Here is a 16,538-nt window from a genome sequence, read left to right on the forward strand (position 1 = left end):
AGTCGTCACCACACTCATGGGAGCGCCACCGCGTCGTTCGGTGCGCCTGGCACGGCGACTCGGAACTTCAAGCCTTCCAGCAGCTTGTCCCACAAGGCTAGCGCTTCGTCGTCGTCGACGGAAGCGGCGGATGCGGCTCCAACGCGGTTGGCCTTGACCTTGCTGTACATCGTTACGTCCAGCATGGCAGGCTTGGCCACATTACCTGTTTCGCCGACAAACTTCCATTCAAAGTCATGGGTGCCGTCAGCACGACGCACCAGCGATTCCTCGCCGGCCCAGCCATGCACGTTGCGTTTGCCTTCGCGCAAAGTGACGATTTTGGGGTAGTTATCACCCAACTCCTTGCGCCTGTCATTGATTTGTTTGAGCAGGCTGTGGCCATTACTGCCCTGGGTGCTGGCATTTTGGTTGCTCTCGACACTGAAGGTGATGTCGGGTAATTCTGGAAGGTAGAGTCCAACTTGAGATAGTACTTGGCCCTTGTCACTCGCTAAGCGAGTGAAGCCGAATTCATGACACAAGCCAGGTTCCGTGGGAACTTCGTCGGGGGCACGAGGACGAAGGTTTTGAGCAATCTCAATGGTTTTCGCCGTGATGGACTCGGCAGTTGAATTCTGGCTCTTAGCAGTAGCCCCGCCTCCGACAAATATATGCGGACCAACTATATAGTAGGTGTCAAAACTCTCTAAACCATACTTTGGAGAAAACTCGTCCTCGTAATACCGAATCCACATCACATTGGATGCCGGGCCTGGGCCAAAGTAGTTAATCTTTGCGGTCTTGTCCTTCGCTAATATCTCTGCCCGCCTAGATTCCATAATCTGCTTGATATCCTTGGCTCTGTTCGGCAGCGTCGGGAAATCCGAGCCAAATATCAGCTTGGCGTCTTGAGGCGCCAGCAATACATATCGCCCAAAGCACAATAGTTTAGATTTGGAAAACAATTTTTCGATTCGTTGATTCATCATCGATTCCTTGATCAGTTCTTCTTTTCCCACCACGCCTCATTGTAGGCATAGGCAATCTTGACCACGCCGTACAGCGTGGCAGCTTGCGCAGCCGGATTACCATAGCTACCTTGATGATCGTAACCGGTTTGAGTAAATTTGTATTTGGCCTGCACCTTGTCAGCGCTACGTACCATTGGTACCGTTCCGTCGCCAGGCGCTGCCGCAGCTTGAAGTTCCAGAGTTAAAGTCGTCGCGTTGGCTCCCAATACACGGATTGTGCCTTTTCCATTGTCGCCGTGTTCGCCTTCCAGCAAGGTCCAAGCCATCGGATCACCGGCAGCTTGAGCATTACCCTCAGTGACTCTCCAGGCAATATCGTTCCACGCCCTTTGTTCATGATCTGCACCGAAATGTGCGTAAGTCTCCTCGTGAAAAGTATCTTGGATGGCATGAGAGAACTTCATGGCATTGTCGATACGTTTCATCGTGGCTTCTGGGCCAATTTTGTCTTCCTTCTTGCCGCCATTTTCTGGGGGCATCTTACCCAATCCCGCTGGATCAATCCATTCTGGATTGATCAGCCGCCACCACTGTGGTTGTGCTTGCGTATAAATCTCTGCAGCAGGGTCTTCTTTGGGTAGAGCAGGCATTAAATCTTTGCCTTGTCTGTCTTGTACTATGAGCCAGCCGCTGCCATACACCTTATTAGGTAGTAGTTCTAATCCACCCGGTGCATTGGCCAATACTGCAGTTACCTCCTGACCGTTATCGCCCAATACACCTTTGACGATGCCGCCCTGGATTCCATCGAGGAAGTGCCACCATGTTTTGTTGCTGCCCTCAAAGCCCGCGCGCAAGCGCTTGTAGGCTGCGGCGGCACCCGTTGTCGGCATAACCCCGTGAACCACGCCCAACACCTTGTCTTTCAGATTGCCATAATCGGGGTGTATCAAAGCTCGGGCCAATAACCCGCCCATGCTGTGGGTGACGAGGATGACACCGGGACAATCGAAACCATTCTGGTTGTAAGTGTCAATAAGCTTTTGAATGCGCGGGGCGATATCTTTGGCTTCATCACCATTGCTCTTGAGCCAGTTGTATCCAAAGGCGTGCACCGGATACCAGCAGTTGCCAATTTTTTTAATATCGGTCTCAGCAAGTGCTGGAGCGTCTGAATTACCAAAACTCTCGGGTGCGCGTCCAACTAAAGCTTGGGCGTTACTTTTGTTCGCCCAGGAAGCCGACACTTCCACTTTAGCGCCATCAGCCTTAAGCATGTCGTTGAGCTGCTTTTCCATCAGCATAAGGATTTCGCCGTAAGAGCCAAACATGACTTCGCTCCACCCGCGAGCGCGCGCCTTTTGTGCAGCGCTAAAATGTTGCTCATGTCCTGCGGTAAGTGGGTGGTGATCATTTTCAAGCTTGGGATCGCTCATCAACAACTTACTCACATCCGCGAGATTGTCCGGCACATTGTCATGGCGGCTATCTGAAGTTTGTGTTGCATTGCCAGTGGACTCGAAACGATCTTTGTCTTGATCGTAGGAGATTTCATAGTGATCTACTTCGACTTCGTCGGGGTCCAGACGCATTTGACGCTCCGCTGCTGATGCATTACGTCGCTTCAAAGCATCGCCCTTGTCATCGGGGCGCCAGGAGCGATTATCCTGACGCTGTATCTCTGCTTGGCGCTTTTTGGACAGCCGCAAATTGCTGCCCATGATGCCAGGAAAAAATACGACCGGAATCAGTTTGCCCGGAGGCACGCGTACTCTAATCCTACGTTTGTCGTTAGTCGGGGTGGTTTGAACACCAACCTCGGCAGATTGGTTTACCCCTAGGGTGAAATCGAGCCAGATGTCTTGGTCATCACCTTGAACCGTCATTATTTGGCCCTCCCAAGCCAGCGGACTTTGTAAAATTCGGGGCCATCGGAGCGTTGCATTTGAGTACTGCCGTCCGATCCCGTGACAGGCCCAGCTGCGCTAGCGCCATCCCGATCGAGCTTGAACATTTGTTTGGCGGCGGCGCTGTTCTGGTCGTCTACATGATGGAAAACCACTTCCCTGTCGAATGGAGTTGGGGCCCCAGAATTTTGCAGATCGACTGAACGATTCTTTGGCCCGGGAAGGCTATGCGTGGCGGCGTAGGCAACATAGATGCCATTTGTGCCGTGTTCGATTCCGCCGGCATTGTATTTGACATAGCTGCCGCCACCATTGATCACGACCTCTTCCTTGGCAGTGATCATGACCCGGTCCGCTGTGTGCGTGATATTGAGTTTGGCCAGCAGGTTGATACTGTCTTTCAAGGTCGTTACATCGATGTCACCAGCTGCTGCGACCATCTTCATACCCGCTTTTTGTACAAACAGGCGAAAAGTTTTCGTGATACTGGCGTACAGACTGTCGCCGCTGGCGATCGACAAACTCTTACCGGTAGTGACTGCAGTGTGTTCACCGCTAGCGATATGAGTCGATTGGGCGGTACTGGTCTCGATGCCGGCCGGGCTGGCCAACACCAGGTGCGGTTCCGCCAGTTCGGGGAAACTGCCATCGCTGCTGGCGCCGCTGCCTTTGATGGCATCATTTTGCGCCTTGAGGATCTTGGCAATATCGGCTTGCTGCCCTTGCTTGTCCTGTGCCCCCGCCTGCTGCGCCATGTCGGCCAGTGTTTCATGCTGGTCACGCGCCGAGGTGAGGCGTTGCACAGTCTCGCCCATGTCTTTCATGTGCGACGCTGCATTGCCACGGCCTTCGGTGGTAATCAGCATACCCTTGGCCGAACGCGCCACCCCGTGGCCGTCGGTGCGCAGCTCCCAGCCTTCGCCCCGCGCATCCTTGCGGCCGGCGTTGTCCTCAATGCGAGTGATATGTCCCAGGCTCAGCTGGCTGTGCTGGTGGTCGCTCTTGAGCTGCGCCTGGATCTTGGCGTTGGTGTCGTCCAGGATCAAGTGATTGCTGCGGCCGCCGGCAGCGTTGCCACCGTTCGGCGTCAGCTCACGGCTACGCAAACCCATCAGCGCCTGTTGCGTTGCCAGTTTCCACGGCGGCATATTGCGCTGGTTATAGACAGCGCCAGTCGCCAGCGGACGATCCGGATTACCGTCCAGCCACATCACAATCACTTCGGCCCCAACCCGGGGAATCGCTTTGGCGCCGAGCTGGCCGCCGGCCCACGAACTGGCGACGCGCACCCAGGCCGAACTCTTCTCGTCGTTGTTACCGATGCGGTCCCAATGGAACTGTACACGGATCCTGCCGTATTCGTCGGTATGGATGCTGTCTGGTCCGGACGGACCGACTACCGTCGCGGTTTGCGGCCCCAGGATTTTTGTGGCGGCGCTATTGAAACCCCGGCCTGGCCGCCATGGAATCGTTTTGCGGATGCAGGTCAGGCGGTTATCGTAGTGCGCTTTTTCATCGGCCTGCTGCAGGTAATTATTGATGGCGACATGATGCACCGACAGGATCAGGAACTCGCTCTTGCCGGCCTCTTCTTTGCTGCCGAAGGGATTGAAGGCAAAGTGGCTGGTCAGGCGAAAATAACGCCCAGGCAGCACCGAGCGGTTATTGCCGGCTGCCTCGAAGTGCTTCCCGGCCGCTTCGATTTCTTCCATGCGCAATCGAGCCAGTTTATCCGCATCCCCGGCATCCTTGGCGCCATAGGCGCCGGTATATTCATAGGATTCGATATCGAGGACGTTGCCTTGCTTGTTCAGGGTCGGTACGCCTGCACTGAACGGGACGGGACTTTTGAAATTGAATCCCGCCAGCGTGACATTGCCCGGCACGATCTGCCGCACCGGCGACCAGTCGCCTATGCCGTCTTCTTCGGTCGCGCCACCGTGGCGTTGGAAGCGTATGTCGGGACCATTGTCGATGGCCGCGGCCTGGGTGGTATCGTCGGTCAGGATCAGCTTGTGACCCTTTTCGGTATGTTCGTACCAGTACGACCAGCCGGCCGCTTCCCAGCGCCGGTGCAGGTAATTGAAATCGCTCTCGTCGAACTGGCAGGCGTCGGTCATCGCCGCATCGTCGCCGCGCACCCGCACATCCCAGTCGGGATGGGTGCCGTAGTCGCTGAAGATGCTTTCCGTCTGCTCTCGCAGCGTCTTGCCGTGAAAAATGTAATTGTCTTTGCGTAGCCGCAGATACTGCAGCCACGGACCCAGCTTGGCCTGGTAGAACGTAATCGCGCCATCGGTCCTGGTCAAACGGAACTCGAAACAAAAACCGCTGAAATAGCGGAGGCTGCCATCGGCCCGCACCAGCTCTACGCTGAACAGCTTGCCTTGCAAATCCTTGAGCGCCAATGCCGGATCATCTGACAACAATTCGACATTGAATTCGAAATCGCGGGACAAGCTTTCTACTGCATCGAGTTTGTTAACCAGGAGCTGGGCTTGGGGACCATCGTCGTGCGGGAAAGAGAGCCGCAATATGCGGCCATGCTGACGCCCCATTATCAAAGACTTGAACACACTGCTCATGCGGCGCCCCTGGAAATTAAATCGACATCAATATTATGGTTTTTTTGGCAATGAATATTACTGAGAATTTGCTTGATAAATATTTCACCAAATCATAACTGCCAACATCATTAGTTACCAAGGGGAAATACTTGGAAAATAGCGAATTTTGCAAGAGTTCACATTCTTGTTGGCGATCTGCGACAGCTAGGCATTTTTATGGCCGCGGCAAAAAAAATGCGCGTATTGAATTGCATCGAGGTCCGGCTCTCGTCAACAACCGGACACACATCGGCCGCCAGCTAGCTCGCGCAAATGCAAATATTATTTACGGCCGATATAAAGTGAACTGATTCCGCGGATGCGGGAGATAGAAAGCAAAAATGGAAGCCATACCGCGCTTCCATCCATAATTTGCCAAAACGATTTTCATAAAATAAACCGGGAGTTGCTCTCGATTTATCCCAGCATTCCCACAACATCGAGAATACTGGTAGGCACGATTGGACTCGAACCAACGACCCCTACCATGTCAAGGTAGTGCTCTAACCAGCTGAGCTACGCGCCTAAAGAAGCGAAATTATAATGGCAAATCTCGTTCGTGGCTAGTGTCTTGTATGGATTTTTTACAAGATCAGTTTTGCGGCGGGTTTTCCACCGCATCTGCAGCCGGCTGGCGCCAGATGCACGCGCCCTTGGCATCCTTGTCCAGGCCATTGAGCAGCAGCTCATGTTCAGCCAGTTCTTCCGCGCTCGCCGCGCGCACCACGATTTCGGCCAAAGGCAGCAGCTCCAGCGCCGCACCGCCGCCATCCGCATCCTCATGCCCTGCTCCGAGATCGATGCTGAAACTGTTCTGGCCGCGCGTCATCGCCAGATACACCTCGGCCAGCAATTCCGAATCGAGCAAGGCGCCGTGCAAGGTGCGGTGGGCGTTGGAGATGCCGTAGCGGTCGCACAGGGCGTCCAGCGAGTTGCGCTTGCCGGGGTACATTTCCTTGGCTTGCACCAGGGTGTCGATGACGCCGGCGATATCGCCGGAAAATGCGCCCTTGCCTAGCAGCTTGTACTCGGCATCGAGGAATCCCAGGTCGAAGGGGGCGTTGTGGATGATGACCTGGGCGCCGCGGATGTATTCGCGCAGTTCGTCGAATATTTCGGCAAACTTCGGTTTGTCGCTGAGGAACGCGGTGGTCAGGCCGTGGACTGCCAGCGCGCCTTCTTCCGAATCGCGCTCGGGGTTGATATAGCGATGGAAATTATTGCCGGTCAGGCGCCGGTTCAGCAGTTCCACGCAACCGATTTCGATGACGCGGTCGCCGGTGCGCGGGTTGAGGCCTGTGGTTTCGGTATCCAGAACAATTTGTCGCATGGTCACTTAATCTTCAATACAAACATCTATTTATAGTAGCGCGCCGCAAACAGCGCGGCTGGCCATGGCGGCTTTATACAACCGTGGTCACGCCGCGGTTGGCGAGCTGGTCGGCGCGCTCGTTGCCGACGTGGCCGGCATGGCCCTTGACCCATTTCCATTCGATTTTATGCTGGGCCTGGGCGGCGTCCAGTGCTTGCCACAGGTCGACATTTTTCACCGGTTCGCGCGCCGCGGTTTTCCAGCCGCGCGCCTTCCAGCCATGGATCCATTCGCTGATCCCTTTTTGCACATACTGGCTGTCGGTAAATACCGTCACCTCGCAAGGACGAGTCAGGGCGGTCAGCGCTTCGATCACCGCTTTCAGTTCCATCCGGTTGTTGGTTGTATTGCGTTCGCCGCCAAACAATTCCTTTTCCTTGCCATCCGCTACCAATAGCGCACCCCAGCCGCCGGTCCCGGGATTGCCCTTGCAGGCGCCATCGGCATATATCTCTACTTTATCCATGCTTGTCTGTTTCACTTTCGCTGCTTGTTATATTTGAGAACCTTGCCTTGGCTACTCGGCGCCATTCCGGTCCGTCTTGTGTATCTTGTTGGTGGCCGGCACGCCGCGCGCAGCCTTGATCACCTGCTTGCTGAACGCCGGGCCGACCAGGTGCATGCCCTTCACCCGCTTGATCGCCTGCACGATATATACCGCGCCGAAATACGGCCACCAGCGATTGCCGGCCTTTTCCATGAACGCAAACCGGTGCAGCCATTTGCTGCTGGTGTACGGCGGCGCGTAGCAGCCGAAATGGCCGCGGTTGACTTCCATGTTCAGCAGTTTCAGCCAGTCTTTCAGGCGCAGCAGGCTGATGAATTCAGCGTTCTGCGGCAGGAAATGCACGCCCGACATGCGTCCGGCGGTCTGGCGCACGCCCCACAAGCTGGCCGGATTAAAACCGCAGATGATAACCTGCCCTTCCGGAATCAGCACGCGTTCGACCTCGCGCAAGATCTGGTGCGGCTCGGCTGCGAACTCAAGCACATGCGGCAATACCACCAGGTCCAGGCTTTGCGAGGCAAACGGCAGTTCGGCAAAATCGTGGGTCACCACCACGCCGGATTGCGCTTCGCCCGCTTCCGGCAGGCGGCTGTCTGTCAGCCATTTGTGGCGCATCCGGTTCGCTTGCAGGGATTTGATTTGCGGCACGCCGATCTGCATCGCGTTGAAACCGAAGATATCCGCCGTCATCGCGTCCAGGCGCGCCTGCTCCCATTCCAGCATGTAGCTGCCGGTGGGCGTCTGCAGCCAGGGGCCGAGCGCTATAATGGACTTTTCTGACGACGGATGTGCCATGCCTGCCTTAATTGATAACTCATTGAGTGAACCATCGGATAAGCCGTTAAGCGTATTGGCGGTGCCGGCATTTAACGACAATTATCTCTGGCTGATTCACGATGGCCGCCATGCGGCGGTGGTCGACCCCGGCGATGCCCAGCCGATCCTGGCTGCGCTCGACGCCAATGGCCTGACACTTGTCGCTATTTTACTGACACATCACCATGCTGACCATGTCGGCGGCGTACAAACTTTGCTGCGGCACTTCGACATACCGGTATTCGGCCCTGCCGGAGAAGACATCGCCGGCGTCAGCCAGACGCTCAAGGAAGGCGACACCGCCACCGTTCCTCAGTTAGGCCTGACGTTGTCGGTGCTGGATGTGCCAGGCCACACCAGCGGCCACATTGCCTATGTGGCGCAAGGCCAGCCATGGCTGTTTTGCGGCGACACGCTGTTTGCCGGCGGTTGCGGCCGCCTGTTTGAAGGCAGCCCGGCGCAGATGGTCGACTCGCTGGCAAAGCTGAGCCGCTTGCCGTCGGACACGCAGGTGTATTGCGCGCATGAATATACCGTGTCGAACCTGCGTTTTGCGCTGGCGGTGGAGCCGGACAATCCGGCCCTGTTCGCCCGCATGGCCAGCGAACAAGCCAAACGCGAACGCCAGCAAGCCACCGTGCCGTCGACCATCGCCCTGGAAAACGCCACCAATCCCTTCCTGCGCTACCAGCAAGCAACCATTATTGCCAGCCTGCAAGCCAGCGGCCGCCTCGGCGACCAGGCCAGGCAAGCCGATCCGGTGGCGGCATTTGCCGCCCTGCGCGAGTGGAAAAACAATTTCAAGTAATCCGGCAATCCGAGGCCGCACTCATCGTCATTGATTGTGATTGCCGGTTAGATAGTCTCCGCATATCGATTTATTAAAAGTAATACCTGATAAATCAATCACTTATCTCTTGTAACAGTGCAATTTCCGCTTGACGGGAGAAAACCGCCTTACGTACACTGCGTCTAATCCATTATTACCGGTTGATTACATCCCGGTCACATAAATTGAACCCATGTATCAGCTAAAACTCAAGACATTCGCTTTTGCCGCGCTCGCTTTTTTCGGCACTCCGCTCTTGGCCCAGGCCAACGACATTTCCATCTATACCCCCACTTTCAGCCTGATCGACCCGAACGACCCCAGCGCCGGCATGCTCGGCATGGAACAGATCGATATCTGGGCACGCATCCGCAAGGGTTTCGGCATCCCTGACCTGGACAACCAGCAGGTAGTCAGCCAGACCGATTTTTACAGCGCCCGCCCGGAATATTTCGAACGCACCACGGTGCGCGCTTCGCGCTACCTGTTCCATGTAGTGCAAGAACTGGAAAAGCGCGGCATGCCGACCGAACTGGCTTTGCTGCCGTTCATCGAATCGGCGTTCAACCCGCAAGCCTATTCGAGCGCCAAGGCCGCCGGCATGTGGCAGTTCGTGCCCGCCACTGGGCGCGACTACAATCTCAAGCAAAACATGTTCAAGGATGACCGCCGCGACGTCCTGGCCTCAACCGATGCAGCGCTGACTTACCTGCAAAAACTGTACGGCATGTTCGGCGACTGGCAACTGGCGCTGGCTGCCTATAACTGGGGCGAAGGCTCGGTGCAGCGCGCCATCAACAAGAACCAGGCCGCCGGCCTGCCGATCGACTTCAACAGCCTGGCGCCGCTGATGCCGGCGGAAACCCGCAATTACGTACCCAAGCTGCAAGCCGTCAAGAACATCATCGCCGCGCCGGAGATGTACAACATCGCGCTGCCCAAGGTCGACAACCAGCCGTACTTCGTCACCATCGGCAAGACCCGCGATATCGACGTCAAGGTAGCGGCCCAGCTGGCGGAGCTGTCATTGGATGAATTCAAGGCCCTGAATCCGCAATTCAACCGGCCGGTGATCATCGGCAGCAGCGACACCAAGATCCTGCTGCCCGAAAGCAATGCAGAGAAATTCAAGAACAACCTGACCAAATGGACCCAGACGCTTTCTTCCTGGACCTCGCATACCGTCAGCAGCGCCCGCGAACGGATTGAAACCATCGCCGCCCGCTTCGACACTACGCCGGCGATCATCCGGGAAGTCAACCACATACCGCCAAGAATGCTGCTCAAGGCCGGCTCTACCATCCTGGTGCCGAAAACCGAAGCCGCCAGCAGCGACATCACCGCCGAAGTAGCCGACAACGCCACCATGGCAGTCACTCCGGACGCGCCTGAAACCCGCCGCATCTATGTCAAGGTCGGCAAGCGCGACACCCTGGCTTCGATCGCCTCGCGCTATCGCGTCAGCGTGGCGCAGGTGAAAGCCTGGAACGGCTTGCACCGCGACAGCGTCAGCCATGGCCAAAGCCTGCAGCTGCAAGTGCCGAACCGCATGGTGGCCTCGAATTCCGGCGGCAGGAAAGCCGGCCACAACGTGCAATACCATAAGGCAACGGCAAGCGCCAGCCGCGGCAGCAAGAACAAGGTCGCGGCCAAAAAGAACACCAAACCGGTGGTCCTGGCGTCCTCCCGGGGCTCGCGCGGCTGATAGCTCCAGCAATGCCGGTCAAAAAGGCCCATGGCGCCGCCTTGCGCGCACCATGGGCTTTTTTCACTCGATGCCCGATATCAAAAATGCATGATTGGTGAACAAGCCGCCAGAGTTGCCGTGAGCGCGGCGAACCCCTACAATCTTGCCCTGTTCAACAAGAACTACACACCCAAGCGTCCGCAGCACCCGCGGCGCGCATCTCTGGAGTCAATATGGCATTCCTGCAAGGCAAAAAAATTCTGATCACGGGCTTGCTGTCCAACCGCTCGATTGCTTACGGCATTGCGCAAGCTTGCAAGCGCGAAGGCGCCGAGCTGGCCTTCACCTACGTCGGCGAGCGCTTCAAGGAACGCATCACCAATTTCGCCAAAGAATTCGGCAGCGAACTGATTTTCGACTGCGACGTTGGCAGCGACGAGCAGATCAACGCTCTGTTTGCCGACCTCGGCAAGTCCTGGGATCACCTGGACGGCCTGGTCCACGCCATCGGTTTTGCTCCCGCCGAAGCCATTGCGGGCGATTTCCTCGACGGCTTGTCGCGTGAAGGCTTCAAGATCGCGCACGACATTTCCGCCTACAGCTTCCCGGCGATGGCGAAAGCCGCGCTGCCGATGCTGCGCCCGAATTCGGCGCTGCTGACGCTGACTTACCTGGGTTCGGAACGCGTGGTCCCCAACTACAACACGATGGGCCTGGCCAAGGCGTCGCTGGAAGCCAGCGTGCGCTACCTGGCAGGCTCGCTAGGCCCCAAGGGCGTGCGCGTGAACGGTATTTCAGCCGGCCCGATCAAGACCCTGGCCGCCAGCGGCATCAAGGGTTTTGGCAAGATCCTGGGTTTTGTCGCCGAGCACGCCCCGCTGCGCCGCAATGTGACCGTAGAGGACGTCGGCAACGCCGCCGCCTTCCTGCTGTCGGACCTGTCCAGCGGCATCACCGGTGAAATCACCTATGTCGACGGCGGTTTCTCGCACGTGGTGGGCGGCATCGCCGAATAATCTGCAGCAGCAAGAAGCTGCCGCACGCGGTTGGCACAAACAAATCAAACGCCCGGCATAGCTGGGCGTTTGTCTGCAGGCTATCCAGGCGACGGCATTATCCGACTGCAACAACAGTTGCCTATGCTTCAACTGCAATCCCTGAAAATGCGCCGCAAACAACGGTACAGCCGCAAACCCGGCCTAATTTGCGGCAATCGCATGAATAAGGTGCATCAACCGTAAAAGTATTGTATTATTCTGTGCTGCGTTGCAATAACGAACGCAGACAGCAAGTTACCGGGTCCTGATCCGGTGGCGCTGTAAAAAACAATAAGTAGCTGCGCAAGCCTAAGCGTGTTCCGGCCTCAAATTGGAACATCGCATTGTAAAAGCCCTCCCGCCTTGTGTGTCGATCCTGACACCGTCCCGGCGCAAAGCTTTTGTGCCGAAATTTCTTTGTATTTGTTTCTTAGTCATTTCGTTGGTTGGCGTTGCTTTTTTGCGTTCGCTGCATTCATCGCATAGCGATTGTCTGTAGTTCATGACGCTGCACTTTACGAAAGAAAAAAATGACTTTTGAATCACTAGGCCTCCACACGTCCGTTATCAAAGCACTGACCGAAGCTGGCTACACAAAACCGACAAGCGTCCAAGAACAAGCCATCCCTGCTGCCATCGAAGGCCGTGACCTGCTGGTTTCCTCGCAAACCGGCTCCGGCAAGACCGCAGCATTCATGCTGCCTGCGCTGCACAAATTCGCCTCGGAGCAACAAGCTGCCCCGGCCGCCGCAGGCAAGACACCGAATCAAGAAATGCAAGCTTCCCGTTCACGCGGCGAGCGTCCACGTTTCAAGCCGGCACAGCCAAAGATGCTGGTATTGACGCCGACCCGCGAACTGGCCCTGCAAGTAACCACTGCTACCGACAAGTACGGTTCGCACATGAAGCGCGTCAAGGCGATCTCGATCCTGGGCGGCATGCCTTACCCTAAGCAGATGCAATTGCTGGCGAAGAATCCTGAAATCCTGGTTGCTACGCCAGGCCGCCTGATCGACCACATGGAATCGGGCAAGATCGATTTCTCGCAACTGCAAATCCTGGTGCTGGACGAAGCTGACCGCATGCTGGACATGGGTTTCATCGACGACATCGAAAAAATCGTCGACGCAACGCCTGAATCGCGTCAAACCATGCTGTTCTCCGCTACGCTGGACGGTGTGGTCGGCAACATGGCAAAACGCATCACCAAGAATCCGATGATCATCCAGATCGCCGGTTCGGCCACCAAGCATGAAAACATCCAGCAAAAGGTTCACTTCGTCGACGACCTGTCGCACAAGAATCGCCTGCTGGACCACCTGCTGCGCGACGTCACCATGGACCAGGCCGTTGTATTCACTGCCACCAAGCGTGACGCCGACACGATCGCCGACCGCCTGAACATCGCCGGTTTCGCTGCTGCCGCACTGCATGGCGACATGCACCAAGGTGCGCGTAACCGCACCCTGGACAGCCTGCGCCGCGGTCAAGTCCGCGTGCTGGTGGCTACCGACGTTGCCGCTCGCGGTATCGACGTCCCGGCCATCACCCACGTATTCAACTACGACCTGCCGAAATTCCCGGAAGACTACGTCCACCGTATCGGCCGTACCGGCCGTGCAGGCCGTAACGGCGTTGCGGTATCGCTGGTGAACCACGCTGAAGGCGTCAACGTCAAGCGTATCGAACGTTTCACCAAGCAACTGATCCCGGTCGATGTGGTTGAAGGCTTCGAACCAAAGCGTTCGGCTTCGGCTCCGCGCTCGAACCACAAACCAGGCGGCTGGAAACCAGGCGACAATCGTGGCGGCCCTGCCAAACCAGGCGGCCGTACCTTCAGCAAGCCAGGCGCACCGCGCAAAGACGGCGGTGGCGGCGGCTACAAAGGCAATCGTTCGAACGACAGCGGCGCCCGTCGCTCGTTCGGCGACCGCTAAGTAGCTTGGGCGATCTTGATGATCGCCCTGCAATCCTCGCAATAAATGAAAAGGCCGCTGGAAATTTCCAGCGGCCTTTTTTATTGTCTTGCCGCCAGCGTCAATTCAAGCCGACCAGCCCAGCATCACTGCCCCCAACGCAATCACCGCGCAGGACAACAGCCTGCGCAAAGTCAGCGCTTCGCCCAGGAACATGCGCGCGATCAATGCAGCAAACAGCACCGAAGTTTCACGCAGGGCCGAGACCGGTCCCATCGGCGCCAGCGTGATCGCCCATATCACGATGCCATATGCCAGCAGAGACATGGCGCCGCCGCCCAGCGCATTCCAGGTAGCGCGCTCGCGCAAGCCAATCCGCAGGCCGCCGTGCATCGACAGGTAAATCGCAAGCAAGGGCAAACCGTCCAGCAGGAACATCCAGCCGGCATAGGACGCAGCGCTGCCGGCCAGGCGCGAACCGAGGCCGTCGACGATGGTATAGCCGGCGATGAAAACGCCGGTGGTAAACGCCGACAGCGGCGCATCCCACTGCTGCCGGCCGCCAGCCACGCTGCTGCCGCGCCTGAATTTGATTTGCGCCAGGCTGATGATGCCGGCCGAGATCAGCACCACCCCTGCCAAGGTCAGGACTCCCAGCTGCTCGCCGGCAAACAGGGCTGCGCCGAGCGACACCAGCAACGGCGAGGAACCACGCGCGATCGGATAAGACTGGCCGAAATCGCCGGCCCGGTACGCGCGGACTAAAAAGAGGTTGTAGCCGGCATGCAGCACCACCGACATCAGGATATAAGGCCAGCTGGCAGGGGCCGGCAGCGGCGCCCAGAGCACAATGGGAACAGACGCCACCGCAGAACCGATGGTCATCAAGGTGATGGCCCATAAACGATCGCCGCTGCTTTTCAGCATGGCGTTCCAGGACGCATGCAGCAAGGCTGCGCACAATACCAAAGCAATCACGCCAGCCGTCATGCGCTAGCTCCGTGGGAACACCTTGGGTACCTGGTCATGGATTTTGAAATGAGAAATGAGGCTGGCAAAACCTTGCATTGTAAATGCAACGCGGGGTTTACGCCTCATGACGTAAACCCCGCGCATTTCCCTGCCCGGACGAAACCGGTTAAGCGCGCGTGCGGCCGGAACTCAGGTAATCGGCGATCGAATCCTGGGTAACCTCGCCCAGGTAGCTGTTGTCCTGGCCGATCACCGGCATCCAGCTGGTGCTGTGCTTGTACATCTTGGACAGCACCACGCGCAGGTTTTCATCCGGTGCCGCGCTGACCGGGAACGGCTTCATCTTGTCGATGCAAGCGCCCTGCCCGCTGCGCGCATCGCGCCTGGCGACATAGCCGAGCGCATGGTTGGCGGCGTTGGTGACCGTCACGTAGCGGTAGTCGTTATCGTCCATCACGCCATAGGCGGCAGCCATGCTGGCGTCTTCCAGCACCGTCGCCGAATTGGCGGCGGCGTCGCCGGCGCGCACCAGCAGCAGCCGTTTCAAGGTAGCATCCTGGCCGACGAACGAGCCGACGAATTCATCTTTCGGACGCGCCAGCAAGGTATCAGGATGGTCCACCTGCACCAGCTTGCCGGCGCGGAAAATCGCGATCTTGTCGCCCAGCTTGATTGCTTCGTCGATATCGTGGCTGACCATGATGACAGTCTTGTTGAGCGCCCGCTGCATCTGGAAAAATTCATTCTGGATCGATTCGCGGTTGATCGGATCGACCGCGCCGAACGGTTCGTCCATCAGCAAAACCGGAGGATCGGCCGCCAGCGCCCGGATCACGCCGATGCGCTGCTGCTGGCCGCCCGACATCTCGCGCGGATAGCGGCTCAGGAATCGCTTGGGATCAAGCGCCACCATCGCCATCAGCTCGGTAGCGCGCTCGCGGCAACGCTTCTTGTCCCAACCGAGCAGGCGCGGCACCACGGTAATGTTTTCTTCGATGGTCATGTTGGGAAACAAGCCGACCTGCTGGATGACATAGCCGATTTTCCGGCGCAGGCTGACTTCATCCAGGCCGGTAGTGTCTTCGCCGTCCAGCAGCACGCGGCCGGAAGTCGGCGTGATCAGGCGGTTGATCATTTTCAGGGTAGTAGTCTTGCCGCAGCCGGAAGGCCCCAGGAATACGCAGATCTCCCCTTCAGCAACCGTCAGGTCAACTTCGTTCACGGCCTTGACCTTGCTGCCGTCTTTTTGGGTGAATACTTTACTGAGCTGGTCGAGTTGAATCATGGTTTTTGCATTCCTTTCGGTGTAAGCAGCCGCTGCAGCACTTGCAGCAGCATGTCGGCGACAATCGCCAGCACGCTGATCAGCACCGCGCCGACCACCAGTTTTTGCATGTTGCTTTGGCTGATGGCGTGCAGGATCAGGACCCCGAGACCGCCGGCGCCGATGATCGCCGCCACCGCCATCACGCCGATGTTCATGACCACGGCGGTGCGGACGCCGCCCAGGATGACCGGCACCGACAAAGGCAGGTCGACCAGCCGCAAGCGCTGCCAGAACGTCATGCCGATGCCGATGCCGGCTTCCTTGATGCCGTGGTCGATGCCATCCAGCGCCAGGTAAGTGTTGCGCATGATCGGCAACAAGGAGTACAGGAATACCGCGGTAATCGCCGGCAGCGGCCCCAGTCCCTGGCCGAAGCGGGAAAACAGCGGAATCATCAAGCCGAACAAGGCGATCGACGGCAGCGTCAGGATGACTGTCGCCAGGCCCATCATCGGACTGGCCAGCCAGCGGTGGCGGATCATCACGATGCCGAGCGGCACGCCGATCAGGATCGCCAGGCCAACCGCTATCCCCACCAGCATCAGGTGCTGGATCGTGAGCTGCAGGATTTCTGGCCAGGCGCTCGTCAAATAATCAAGAAAATTCAT

At 57.5% G+C, this 16,538-nt stretch carries 13 protein-coding genes and 1 tRNA gene; 4 read left to right on the forward strand and 10 right to left on the reverse strand.

The window, feature by feature from the left end; translation table 11 throughout:
- Positions 1 to 14 precede the first annotated feature (14 nt).
- From BM062_RS15380 to BM062_RS15410, 7 genes are all read right to left on the reverse strand, one after another.
- Positions 15 to 1,001, reverse strand: a complete 987-nt coding sequence (locus BM062_RS15380; protein WP_254785093.1) for a T6SS immunity protein Tli4 family protein — start codon at positions 999 to 1,001, stop codon at positions 15 to 17.
- Entirely contained in the window at positions 983 to 2,839 is a 1,857-nt protein-coding gene (locus BM062_RS15385; RefSeq protein WP_092398360.1) for an esterase/lipase family protein, read from the reverse strand. The genes BM062_RS15380 and BM062_RS15385 overlap by 19 nt, the downstream gene beginning before the upstream one ends.
- Positions 2,839 to 5,445 (reverse strand): type VI secretion system Vgr family protein, encoded by a 2,607-nt coding sequence (locus BM062_RS15390; RefSeq protein WP_092398362.1) that lies wholly within the window; start codon positions 5,443 to 5,445, stop codon positions 2,839 to 2,841. The genes BM062_RS15385 and BM062_RS15390 overlap by 1 nt, the downstream gene beginning before the upstream one ends.
- A 470-nt stretch (positions 5,446 to 5,915) precedes the next feature.
- A tRNA-Val gene (locus BM062_RS15395) sits at positions 5,916 to 5,992 on the reverse strand.
- Positions 5,993 to 6,058: 66 nt separating this feature from the next.
- Positions 6,059 to 6,796: a DNA polymerase III subunit epsilon gene (gene dnaQ, locus BM062_RS15400; RefSeq protein WP_092398364.1), complete on the reverse strand. Its 738-nt coding sequence runs from the start codon at positions 6,794 to 6,796 to the stop codon at positions 6,059 to 6,061.
- A 73-nt stretch (positions 6,797 to 6,869) separates the two neighbouring features.
- A complete protein-coding gene (gene rnhA, locus BM062_RS15405) occupies positions 6,870 to 7,304 on the reverse strand; it encodes a ribonuclease HI (protein WP_092398366.1) in 435 nt (144 codons plus the stop codon).
- Positions 7,305 to 7,355: 51 nt separating this feature from the next.
- Entirely contained in the window at positions 7,356 to 8,141 is a 786-nt protein-coding gene (locus BM062_RS15410) for a class I SAM-dependent methyltransferase (RefSeq protein ID WP_092398368.1), read from the reverse strand.
- Between the two features lie 22 nt (positions 8,142 to 8,163).
- On the opposite strand from BM062_RS15410, the gene gloB reads away from it, so the two are divergent.
- The 4 genes from gloB (at position 8,164) to BM062_RS15430 (ending at position 13,652) form a co-directional block, all read left to right on the forward strand.
- Positions 8,164 to 8,970, forward strand: coding sequence for a hydroxyacylglutathione hydrolase (gene gloB / locus BM062_RS15415; RefSeq protein ID WP_371326593.1), 807 nt, complete (start codon positions 8,164 to 8,166; stop codon positions 8,968 to 8,970).
- A 214-nt stretch (positions 8,971 to 9,184) separates the two neighbouring features.
- Entirely contained in the window at positions 9,185 to 10,696 is a 1,512-nt protein-coding gene (locus BM062_RS15420; protein ID WP_092398372.1) for a transglycosylase SLT domain-containing protein, read from the forward strand.
- A gap of 215 nt (positions 10,697 to 10,911) precedes the next feature.
- Positions 10,912 to 11,694, forward strand: a complete 783-nt coding sequence (gene fabI, locus BM062_RS15425; protein WP_092398374.1) for an enoyl-ACP reductase FabI — start codon at positions 10,912 to 10,914, stop codon at positions 11,692 to 11,694.
- Positions 11,695 to 12,245: 551 nt separating this feature from the next.
- Entirely contained in the window at positions 12,246 to 13,652 is a 1,407-nt protein-coding gene (locus BM062_RS15430) for a DEAD/DEAH box helicase (protein WP_092398376.1), read from the forward strand.
- Between the two features lie 105 nt (positions 13,653 to 13,757).
- Here BM062_RS15430 and BM062_RS15435 read toward each other — a convergent pair whose 3' ends face one another.
- The 3 genes from BM062_RS15435 to BM062_RS15445 form a co-directional block, all read right to left on the reverse strand.
- Positions 13,758 to 14,621 (reverse strand): DMT family transporter, encoded by an 864-nt coding sequence (locus BM062_RS15435; protein ID WP_092398378.1) that lies wholly within the window; start codon positions 14,619 to 14,621, stop codon positions 13,758 to 13,760.
- Between the two features lie 148 nt (positions 14,622 to 14,769).
- Positions 14,770 to 15,888 (reverse strand): ABC transporter ATP-binding protein, encoded by a 1,119-nt coding sequence (locus tag BM062_RS15440; protein ID WP_092398379.1) that lies wholly within the window; start codon positions 15,886 to 15,888, stop codon positions 14,770 to 14,772.
- A complete protein-coding gene (locus tag BM062_RS15445; RefSeq protein WP_092398381.1) occupies positions 15,885 to 16,538 on the reverse strand; it encodes an ABC transporter permease in 654 nt (217 codons plus the stop codon). Before BM062_RS15445 ends, BM062_RS15440 begins: the two co-directional genes overlap by 4 nt.

Source organism: Collimonas sp. OK412 (assembly GCF_900112135.1).
Classification (GTDB): Bacteria; Pseudomonadota; Gammaproteobacteria; order Burkholderiales; family Burkholderiaceae_D; genus Collimonas; species Collimonas rhizosphaerae.